This is a genomic window from Rhodovulum sp. (assembly GCF_011048875.1).
GTDB classification, from domain to species: Bacteria; Pseudomonadota; Alphaproteobacteria; order Rhodobacterales; family Rhodobacteraceae; genus Rhodovulum; species Rhodovulum tesquicola.
Window position 1 is genome coordinate 1 of record NZ_DSDD01000296.1, and the last position, 9882, is coordinate 9882.

The following is a 9882-nucleotide window of genomic DNA, read 5'->3' on the forward strand; positions in this document are numbered from 1 at the left end:
CGAGGGCGAGATTCACGCGCTTCTGGGCGAGAACGGCGCGGGCAAGTCCACGCTGGTCAAGATGATCTATGGCCTCGCCCAGCCCGATGCCGGCCGCATGACCCTGCGCGGCCAGCCCTATGCCCCTGCCGGTCCCGGCGCCGCGCGCGCCTCGGGCGTGGCGATGGTGTTCCAGCATTTCAGCCTGTTCGACGCGCTAAGCGTCGCCGAGAACATCGCGCTGGGGATGGAGACCCCGCCGCCGATGCGTCGGCTCGCCGCCCGCATCCGCGAGGTCAGCGAAACCTATGGCCTGCCACTGACACCCGACCGGCTGGTGGGCGGCCTGTCCGCGGGCGAACGCCAGCGGGTCGAGATCATCCGCTGCCTGTTGCAGGATCCGCGCCTGCTGATCATGGACGAACCGACCAGCGTGCTGACCCCGCAGGAGGTCGCGATCCTGTTCGCCACGCTGCGGAAACTGGCCGCCGAGGGCACCGCGATCCTCTATATCTCGCACAAGCTCGAGGAAATCCGCTCGCTTTGCGACCGGGCGACGATCCTGCGCCGCGGCCGCGTCGTCGAAAGCTGCAACCCGCGCGAGAAGACCGCCGCAGAGCTGGCCGAGATGATGGTGGGGGCGAAACTGACCGCCCCGTCGCGGGCGGGCGGCAATCCGGGCGGCGTCGTGCTGGAGGTATCGGGGCTGTCCCTGCCATCGGCAAACCCCTTCGGCACGTCCTTGCGTGACATCTCGTTTTCCGTCCGGGCGGGCGAGATCCTCGGCATCGGCGGTGTGGCGGGCAACGGCCAGGACGAATTGCTGGACGCGCTGTCGGGCGAGGCCGCCGTCGCCCCCGGTGCGGTCCGGCTCCGGGGCCAGCCGATCGGCGCGCTCGGCCCCGGCCCCCGGCGCCGCGTCGCCGTGCTGGCCGCGCCCGAGGAACGGCTGGGCCATGCCGCCGCCCCCGACATGAGCCTGACCGAGAACGCCATGCTGACGGCCGCGATCCGCGAGGGTCTGGCGGCGCGGGGGTTTCTGAAATGGCCCGCCGCGAAGGCCTTCGCCGAGAGGGTCATCGCGGCCTTCGACGTGCGCACCCCCGGACCCGGCAATGCCGCGCGCTCGCTGTCGGGCGGCAACCTGCAGAAATTCGTGATCGGGCGCGAGGTCTTGCAGCGTCCCGAGGTGCTGGTCGTGAACCAGCCGACCTGGGGCGTGGATGCGTCCGCCGCCGCGGCGATCCGGCAGGCGCTGCTGGATCTGGCCGCATCGGGGACAGCGGTGATCGTCATCAGCCAGGATCTGGACGAGCTGATGGAGATCTCGGACCGCTTCGCCGCGCTGAACGAGGGCCGCCTGTCGCCGCCCCGCCCGGCGCAGGGGATGACGCTGGAGGAAATCGGGCTGATGCTGGGTGGCGCCCATGACATGGAGGTGGCTCATGTGGCCGAGTGAGGCGCAGCCATGATCCGCCTTGAAAAACGCCCCCAGCCGTCGCGGGCCTGGACGGTGGCAACGCCGCTGCTGGCCGTGGCGCTGACCATGGTGGCGGGAGGGTTGATGTTCGCCCTTCTGGGCAAGGATCCGGTCGTGGCGATCCGCACGATCTTCTGGGATCCGTTGTTTAACGAGCAGTTCGCCAGCTATTCGCGCCCGCAATTGCTGGTCAAGGCGGGGCCGTTGATCCTGATCGCCACGGGGCTCTCGCTGGGGTTTCGTGCGGGTATCTGGAATATCGGCGCCGAGGGGCAATACATCATGGGCGCGCTTGCGGGCGCGGGCGTGGCGCTGGCGCTTTACCCGCTGGATGCGTGGTTCCTGTTCCCGCTGATGGTGCTGGCCGGGGCGCTGGGCGGCTGGGCCTGGGCGATGATTCCGGCGATCCTGAAGACGCGGTTCCGCACCAACGAGATCCTCGTCTCGCTGCTGCTGGTCTATGTCGCCGAGCAGGTGCTGGCCTCGATGGCACTGGGGCTGATGAAGAATCCCGAGGGCGGCGGTTTTCCGGGCAGCCGCAACCTTCAGCACTACCCCGCCGCGGCCAATACCGAACTGATCGCGGGCACCGGGATGCATTGGGGCGTGGCCGCGGCCTTCATCGCGGTGATCGCGGCCTATGTGCTGCTGACCCGGCATATCCTGGGCTTCCGGATCCGGCTGGCGGGCCAGAGCCCGCGCGCCGCGCGCTTTGCGGGCGTCAACCCGAACGCGCTGGTGGTGATCTGCCTTGGCCTGTCGGGGGCGCTTGCGGGGCTCGCGGGGATGTTCGAGGTGGCGGGACCGGCCGGGCGGATCAATATCGGCTTCAACCAGGGCTATGGCTTCACCGCGATCATCGTGGCCTTCCTGGGGCGGCTGCACCCGGTCGGGATACTGCTGGCGGGGCTTCTGATGGCACTGACCTATATCGGCGGCGAGCTTGCACAATTCATGCTCGGCATCCCCTCCGCCGCGATCCAGGCATTTCAGGGCATGTTGCTGTTCTTCCTTCTGGGGGTCGATGTCCTGTCCCATTACCGCATTCGCCTTAGCCGACGGAGGATCGCCTGATGGATCTGGGTGCGATCAATCCGGCGGTGCTTGCGGCCTCGCTGATGGTGGCGGCGACGCCGATCCTTCTGGCCGCGATCGGCGAGCTGGTTGTCGAGAAATCCGGCGTTCTGAACCTGGGCGTCGAGGGCATGATGATCACCGGGGCGATTGTCGGCTTTGCCATCGCGGTCGAGACCGGCAACCCGGCGCTGGGCTTTCTGGCGGCGATGGCCGGAGGGGCGGCGCTGTCGCTGGTCTTCGGGATGCTCACGCAGGTGCTGATGTCGAACCAGGTGGCGACGGGGCTTGCGCTGACGCTGTTCGGGCTGGGATTCTCGGCGCTGATCGGGCAGGGCTATGTCGGCGTCAAGCCGCCCGCCCTGGCGAAACCGGATCTGGGTCCGCTGGCCGATATTCCGGTGCTGGGCCGTGTCCTGTTCTCGCATGACCTGATCGTCTATCTCAGCCTTGCGCTGGTGGTCGCGGTCTGGGCCTTCCTGCGCTTCACGCGCCCCGGGCTGATCCTGCGTGCGGTAGGCGAGAACCACGATGCCGCGCATGCGCTGGGCTACAAGGTCGTGCGCATCCGTCTGGCCGCCATCGCCTTTGGCGGCGCCTGTGCGGGGCTGGGGGGCGCCTATCTCAGCCTGATGCGCGTGCCGCAATGGACCGAGGGCATGACCGCGGGCGCGGGCTGGATCGCGCTGGCGATCGTGGTCTTCGCCAGTTGGCGGGTCGGGCGGGTGCTGCTGGGTGCCTATCTTTTCGGCGGCGTCGCGGTGCTGCAACTGAACCTTCAGGCTGCCGGGCTTGCCGTTCCGGTCGAGCTCTTGTCGGCCTCGCCCTATCTGGTAACGATCCTCGTGCTCGTCATCATCTCGGCCGACCGGGGCCGCGCGGCGCTGAACGCGCCCGCCTCGCTGGGACGGGTTTTCCACGCCTCGAGTTGAGGCGCCGCCAACCGGGGGGCCGATGGCCGCCCGCCACTACGGGAGAGAAAGACCCATGAACCGCAGAACATTGCTTGCCTCTGCCGCCTTCGCGCTGGGCCTTGCCGGGGCCGCCGCGGCCCAGGACCGGGTCAAGGTCGGCTTCGTCTATGTCGGCCCGATCGGCGATGGCGGCTGGACCTATGAACATGACAAGGGGCGCCTGGCCGTCGAGGCGCATTTCGGCGATGCGGTGGAAACGGTCTACCAGGAAAGCGTGCCCGAAGGCGCCGATGCGGAACGGGTGATGACGCAGATGGCGCTGTCGGGCGCTGATCTGATCTTTGCCACCTCGTTCGGCTTCATGGATCCGGTGATCAACGTCGCGCAGAAATTCCCCGATGTGAAGTTCGAGCATGCCACCGGCTACAAGCGCGCGGACAATGTCAGCACCTATTCCGCCCGCTTCTACGAAGGTCGCGCGGTGCAGGGGCTGATCGCCGGGCACATGACGGAATCGAACATCATCGGCTATATCGCCTCCTACCCGATCCCCGAGGTCGTCCGCGGCATCAACTCGGCTTTCATCCATGCAAGACAGGTGAATCCGGACGTCCAGTTCAAAGTGATCTGGGCCTATACCTGGTTCGACCCGGCCAAGGAGGCCGACGCGGCAACCGCCCTCATCGAACAGGGGGCGGATGTCATCCTGCAGCACACCGACTCGACCGCGCCACAGGCCGCGGCCGGGCGTGCGGGCAATGTCTATACCTTCGGGCAGGCCTCCGACATGATCGAATACGCGCCGAAGCCGCGAATCTCCTCGATCATCGACAATTGGGCACCCTATTACATCAAGCGGGTGAAGGCGGTGATCGACGGCACCTGGGAAAGCGTGGACACCTGGGACGGCATCGCCCCGGGTATGGTCGGGATCGGCGAGATCACGGAGGCGGTGCCCGCCGAGGTCAGGGCCGAGGCCGAGGCGCTGATCGCGGCGATGGCGAGCGGAGAGTACCATCCCTTTACCGGCCCGCTGAACCGGCAGGACGGCACGCCCTGGCTGGCCGAGGGCGAGGTGGCGGATGATGGCACGCTTCTGGGCATGAACTTCTATGTCGAGGGGCTGACGGGCGCGGTTCCGCAATAGGGCGGGCCGGGTCGGGGGCGCTGCCCCCGCCGCCGCTGGCGCGGCGGCTCCCCCGGGATATTTCGGGCCAGAAGAAGGCGCGCGGCGGGGCTTTGGCTTTGCCGCGTGCTTGCGTTATGTCGGGGGCATGGACACGGATTTCATCGTGATAGGCGGCGGGATCGCCGGGGTGTCGGTCGGGGCGCGGCTGTCCGAACTGGGGCGCGTGGCGCTGGTCGAGGCCGAGTCGGGGCTGGGTTATCACGCCTCGGGGCGGTCGGCGGCGCTGTTCGACATGTGCCTGGGCGCGCCGCCCATCGTGGCGCTGAACCGGGCGAGCCATGCCGAGCATGCCGCAATGGGCGGCCTGTCCGGGCGCGGCCTGATGGTTGTCGGCCGCGCCGAGGATGCCGTGGCATTCGAGCGCGATCTTGCGCATATGGCGCTGGAGCGCCTTTCGCCGGAGGAGGCGCGGGCGCGCATGCCGGTGCTGAACCCCGAGACCGTGGCCTTTGCCGGGTTCAACGCCGAGGCCTGGGATCTGGACACCGACCGGCTGATCCAGGCTCAGGCCCGCGAGATCCGGGGCAATGGCGGCACGGTCACCACCGGGGCGCGGGTTACGGCGATTGCGCGGGTTGCGACGGGCTGGCGCGTCGAGACCGCCAAGGGGCCGGTCGAGGGGCGCATTCTGGTCAATGCTGCGGGCCCCTGGGTGGACGCGGTGGCGCGGATGGCGGGGGTGGCGCCCCTGGGGTTCACTCCAATGCGCCGGTCGATGGCGCGGCTGCCTGCACCGGGGGGCCATGATCTGCGCGGCTGGCCGATGGTGGTGGGCGCGGGCGAGCGGTGGTATTGCAAGCCCGATGCCGGAAAGCTGCTGGTCTCGCCTGCCGAAGAGGATCCGATGGCGCCCCATGACGCCTTTACCGATGACATGGTGCCGGCCGAAGGTCTGGCGCGCTACGAGAAGATGGTGACCGAGCCGGTCACCCGGGTCGAGACGAACTGGGCCGGGCTGCGAACCTTTGCGCCCGACAGGCTATTGGTGACCGGCTTCGATCCGGCCGAGTCCGCGTTTTTCTGGCAGGCCGGTCAGGGCGGGGTCGGGTTCCAGACCGCGCCCGCGGCCAGCCGCCTGGCGGCCGATCTTGTGGCCGGGCAAGCGCCCGGGATCGGGGCGGAGCTTGCCGCCGCCTTCAGCCCCGGGCGGTTCGCACGATGAGCCGGCGGTTGGACCTGCCCGACAGCCCCTCGATGGCGCGGCCCGCCACGGGTGGGCGGATGCACGCGCCGTGCGCCGCGCGCAATGCCGAGGCGATCTGCGCGGTGATCGCCGCGCGGGGGCCGCAGGCGGGCCGGGCGCTGGAGATCGCCTCCGGCACGGGCGAGCATGCGGCGCGGATCGCGGCTGCGCTGCCCGGGCTGGACTGGCAGCCCACGGAAATCGCCCCCGCGCGGCGGGCCAGCATCGACGCCCGGGCCGCCCATGCGGGGCTGGCGAACATCCGGCCCGCCATCGCGCTGGCGGCCTGTGCGCCGGGCTGGGGGGCGGGGCAGGCGGGGCAGGACCTGATCTTTGCCAGCAACATCCTGCATCTGATAGGCCATGCCGAGGCCGAGACGCTGGTGCGCGAGGCGGGCGCCGCGCTGGCGCCGGGGGGTGTGCTGATGATCTATGGCCCGTTCCGCCGCGACGACGGGTTCGCCGGCGCGGGGGATGCGGCCTTTCACGCCAGCCTCGTCGCGCAGGATCCGGCCATCGGCTACAAGTCGGTCGCCGAGGTTCGGGGCTGGATGGGGGCGACGGATCTGGAGGTCGAAGCGCCCGTCGAGATGCCTGCGAACAACCTGACCCTGATCGCCGCAAGGCCCCCCGCGGTTTGACCCGGGTCAAGGCGGGGCCGCGGGAAAACTGGTGTGGGGGAGATGATTTCTGAACCCAAGGAGACCGGCATGGACTGGACTGCGAAACGCTACACGACCAAGGATCAGCTGCGGCGCCTGAACAAGGCGATCCCCGAACAGGCCAAGGCTTTCAGCGGGCTTGGCAAGGCGGTGAAGGAGGGCGGCACGCTCGACTTCAAGACCAAGGAGCTGATCGCGATGGGCATGGCGATCACCCTGCACTGCGAGGCCTGCATCGTGCTGCACATGGAGGCGCTGGTGCGCGTCGGCACCACCCGCGAAGAAATCGGCGACGTGCTGGCCATGGCGATCCAGATGGGCGGTGGGCCGGCGATGATGTATGCGGCCGCAGCCATGGAATGCTATGACCAGTTGATCGAGGGGAAGGCACAGGCGGCCGAATAGGCCGCCTGTCGGCCGCCCGGCTGGCCCGGCCGGGAGGCTGCACCGTCGCTGTTGCCTGAACCGCGGGTTGGGCATACCCTTTCGCTGTCCGCAGCTCGAAGGGAACCATACCCATGCCCCGCCTTGTCCCGACCGCCCTGCTTTTCGCGCTGGTCGCCGGGGCGGCAGGGGCGGCCGGTCATTACAGCCTTGAAGGCCGCTTTGTCGCCGGGTGGGACGCAAACGGCGATGGCGTCGTGACGCTGGCCGAGATCATGCGGAACCCGCCCGCGGTGTCCGCCCGGTTCGACCTGGACGGAAACGGCGTACTGGACCCGCGCGAGACCGCGCGCTTCGACGCCGCAAGACAGGCCGATCTGCGGGCTGTCGGCGGCCGCACCGTCCCCGCCGAACTCAGCGCGTAGGTCAGATTGACCCGGCCCACCCTTGGCAGGGCATTGCAGGTGAACCAGTCGAGGAAGGCGGTCGCGCCGGGGCCGCGCACCAGATGCTCGGTAAAGGCGGTGGCGTCGATCAGCCCGGCGCGTTCGCGGATCGCGCGGGCCTCGGCTTCGGCGTAGTGCCACCAGCCGCCCCGGCGGAAGCTGCGCGCGTCGTGGTCGAAACTGTCGGGCGCGTCCTCGGGGCCGTAATAGTTCGGCCGCTCCCAGCCGTTGACCTGCCCGAACTGCGCGCCAAGGCGTTTCTGCCGGTCATAGGCGGGCGAGGTGCGCAGCGGGCGACAGGCGGGGCGTTCCTCGTCGGGATGGTGCAGGATGAAGACATGTTCATACGCCTCCTCGTTCTTGCGGGCAGCGTATTCGGTCGTCATCCAGTCGCCGAAACGGCGAGGGTCGAGCGCGCCCATGTCGATCTCGGCCTCGCCCTCCGCCATCAACTGCACAAGGTAATGCCCCGCGCCGCCCGCAGCGGTGATGCCGAAGCTGAACCCCTCGGCCAGCCACATGTTGCGCAGCCCCGGCGCGGGACCCAGCAGCGGGTTGCCGTCCGGCGTGAAGCAGATCGGGCCGTTGAAATCGTCCTTGAGCCCCACCTGTTCCGAGGACGGGATACGGTGGATCATCGACATGTATTCGGCCTCGATCCGCTCCAGATCGAGCGGGAACAGATCGGCGCGGAAGCTGTCGGGGCAGCCATATTCGAACTGCGCGGGCGCGCCCCGTTCATAGGGGCCGAGGATCCAGCCGCCGCGTTCCTCGCGCACATACCACTTGGCATCCGCATCGCGCAGGACCGGGTGCTGGGGGTTGCCCGCATTGCGCCACTCGACCAGCGCAGGGTCGGGCTCGGTCACGATATACTGGTGCTCGACCGGGATCGCCGGGATCTTGATGCCCAGCAGCCGCGCGGTGCGCTGGGCGTGGTTGCCGGTCGCGGTGACGACATGCTCGGCCGTGATGACCGCCTGTTCGTCGGTCGCCACCAGGTTGCCGCCCTTCTCGGCCATCCGCGTGACGGTGACCCGCCATTCCGACCCGGTCCAGTCATAGCCATCCACCTGCCACTTGCGTTCGATGGTGGCGCCCAGTTGACGCGCGCCCTTGGCCATGGCCTGCGTGACATCGGCGGGGTTGATGTAGCCATCGGTCGGATGGAACAGCGCCCCCACCAGATCGTCGGTGCGCACCAGCGGCCAGCGTTCCTTGATCTGATCGGGGCTCAGCCATTCAAAGGGCACGCCGCAGGTCTCGGCCGTGGTGGCGTAAGGCATGTATTCGTCCATGCGCGCGCGGCTTTGGGCCATGCGCAGGTTGCCCAGCACGAAGAAGCCGGGGTTCAGGCCCGTCTCGGCCTCGAGCCCCTTGTAGAACCGGATCGAATAGTCGTGGATATGGGTCGTGGCGTAGGACATGTTGAAATGGGGCAGAAGGCCCGCCGCATGCCATGTGCTGCCCGAGGTCAGCTCGTCGCGCTCGAGCAGCAGCGTGTCCCACCCGCGCTTCGCCAGGTGACAGGCGATCGAGGCGCCGACGGCACCGCCGCCGACGACAAGGGCTTTGACATGGGTCTTCATGGGCCGCGACTCAGCGTTGAGCGTCCGTTTCGCGCCCAGTTACGCAAAATCCCCGGCCCGGGGCGAGGTTCATCCGACTTGATGGGGTGCGAAAGCGACCTCGGGCCGCAGCACCGTCCGCGCGGCTCAGGACATCGCGCCGGTGGCGACCCCTGCCGAAACCTTCTGCAGGCCGTGCACCAGCGACACGCCCATGATCGCGTGATAGAGGATCGCGCCGCCCAGGACGTGCAGCATGTCGACCCAGTTGCCGATAAGGCCTGCGGCCACCGTGACGCCCAGCGAAGCGATGGCCGAGGCGAACAGCGCGATCAGGACCGCTCGACCGTTCGGACCGAGCCGGCGCGCGACGATGGCCCGCCGTTCCGGTTCAGCCGCGCCGAACGGCAGGACGAGCGAGACACAGAGATAGATCCCGAGAAGCGGCAGCACGGTCTTGTCTCCTCGATTGCGGCCGGCCCCGATAGCCGGCGCCCCGGATACGGGATACTCTGACCGGCCCGGATCCACAACGCGACGGGCCGCACCGAGGCCTCCTAGCGCGGCGGCCCGGCCTCGAGCAGTGCATAGGCGACGCTCCGGCGCTCGTCGTCCGCGAAGCGGTAGGGGATATCGAAAGTTCCCGCCTCGACGATCCGGTAGCGCCCCGCGATCACGGCCAGACCCGCGACATCCTCCAGCGTCTTGGCCTGCCGGGGCAGCACGACCAGGATCGGCCCATCATGGGCGGCCAGTTCGTCCGGGCGGGCACCGGTGACATAGTGCCAGCCGGGCCGGTGAAAGCGCAGGTTGCCTGCGTAGTAGTAATTCGACAACACCAGCGGGTCCCTCGCGCCCAGCGCCTCCAGCCGGGCGTCGAGCCGGTCGGCCAGCACGTCGATCCGCAACGAATCGCTGCCCGCGCCGCGCAGCCTTATGTCGGCCATGCCCGCCAACGACAGAAGCCCCAGCAGCGACGCGACCCCCAGCACCCACCCCGCCC

General features: G+C 68.9%; 9 protein-coding genes and 1 pseudogene. 7 read left to right on the forward strand and 3 right to left on the reverse strand.

The genetic code is table 11. The features are described from left to right. The 7 genes from ENN83_RS10305 to ENN83_RS10335 all read left to right on the forward strand — a co-directional run. On the forward strand, positions 1 to 1438 hold a 1438-nt coding region (locus ENN83_RS10305), incomplete at its 5' end, for an ABC transporter ATP-binding protein (RefSeq protein WP_287186672.1). 9 nt (positions 1439 to 1447) lie between these two features. Beyond that, positions 1448 to 2533 carry an ABC transporter permease gene (locus ENN83_RS10310; RefSeq protein ID WP_287186675.1) on the forward strand — a complete coding sequence of 362 codons (1086 nt, stop codon included), beginning with the start codon at positions 1448 to 1450 and terminating at the stop codon, positions 2531 to 2533. Further along, on the forward strand, positions 2533 to 3465 hold the full coding sequence (locus ENN83_RS10315; protein ID WP_287186678.1) for an ABC transporter permease: 933 nt from the start codon (positions 2533 to 2535) through the stop codon (positions 3463 to 3465). Before ENN83_RS10310 ends, ENN83_RS10315 begins: the two co-directional genes overlap by 1 nt. 55 nt (positions 3466 to 3520) lie before the next feature. Then, positions 3521 to 4594, forward strand: coding sequence for a BMP family ABC transporter substrate-binding protein (locus ENN83_RS10320; protein WP_287186681.1), 1074 nt, complete (start codon positions 3521 to 3523; stop codon positions 4592 to 4594). 127 nt (positions 4595 to 4721) lie between these two features. Next, positions 4722 to 5798, forward strand: a complete 1077-nt coding sequence (locus ENN83_RS10325) for an NAD(P)/FAD-dependent oxidoreductase (protein WP_287186683.1) — start codon at positions 4722 to 4724, stop codon at positions 5796 to 5798. Next, a complete protein-coding gene (locus ENN83_RS10330) occupies positions 5795 to 6460 on the forward strand; it encodes a DUF938 domain-containing protein (RefSeq protein ID WP_287186685.1) in 666 nt (221 codons plus the stop codon). Before ENN83_RS10325 ends, ENN83_RS10330 begins: the two co-directional genes overlap by 4 nt. A gap of 69 nt (positions 6461 to 6529) precedes the next feature. Then, positions 6530 to 6886 (forward strand): carboxymuconolactone decarboxylase family protein, encoded by a 357-nt coding sequence (locus ENN83_RS10335; RefSeq protein ID WP_287186688.1) that lies wholly within the window; start codon positions 6530 to 6532, stop codon positions 6884 to 6886. A gap of 373 nt (positions 6887 to 7259) precedes the next feature. Here the strand turns inward: ENN83_RS10335 and ENN83_RS10340 are convergent. The 3 genes and pseudogenes from ENN83_RS10340 to ENN83_RS10350 all read right to left on the reverse strand — a co-directional run. Next, positions 7260 to 8900 (reverse strand): annotated as a pseudogene (locus ENN83_RS10340) (FAD-dependent oxidoreductase); the annotation flags it as partial. Between the two features lie 126 nt (positions 8901 to 9026). Beyond that, positions 9027 to 9332: a hypothetical protein gene (locus tag ENN83_RS10345; protein ID WP_287186690.1), complete on the reverse strand. Its 306-nt coding sequence runs from the start codon at positions 9330 to 9332 to the stop codon at positions 9027 to 9029. Positions 9333 to 9436: 104 nt separating this feature from the next. After that, a partial coding sequence (locus ENN83_RS10350; protein ID WP_287186692.1) for a hypothetical protein occupies positions 9437 to 9882 on the reverse strand: 446 nt, incomplete at its 5' end.

Excerpts from the sequence above, each read along its gene's own strand:
- ENN83_RS10335 (WP_287186688.1), top strand. The coding sequence starts at position 6,530 with ATGGACTGGACTGCGAAACGCTACACGACCAAGGATCAGCTGCGGCGC.
- ENN83_RS10310 (WP_287186675.1), top strand. The coding sequence starts at position 1,448 with ATGATCCGCCTTGAAAAACGCCCCCAGCCGTCGCGGGCCTGGACGGTG.
- ENN83_RS10325 (WP_287186683.1), top strand. The coding sequence starts at position 4,722 with ATGGACACGGATTTCATCGTGATAGGCGGCGGGATCGCCGGGGTGTCG.
- ENN83_RS10315 (WP_287186678.1), top strand. The coding sequence starts at position 2,533 with ATGGATCTGGGTGCGATCAATCCGGCGGTGCTTGCGGCCTCGCTGATG.
- ENN83_RS10320 (WP_287186681.1), top strand. The coding sequence starts at position 3,521 with ATGAACCGCAGAACATTGCTTGCCTCTGCCGCCTTCGCGCTGGGCCTT.
- ENN83_RS10330 (WP_287186685.1), top strand. The coding sequence starts at position 5,795 with ATGAGCCGGCGGTTGGACCTGCCCGACAGCCCCTCGATGGCGCGGCCC.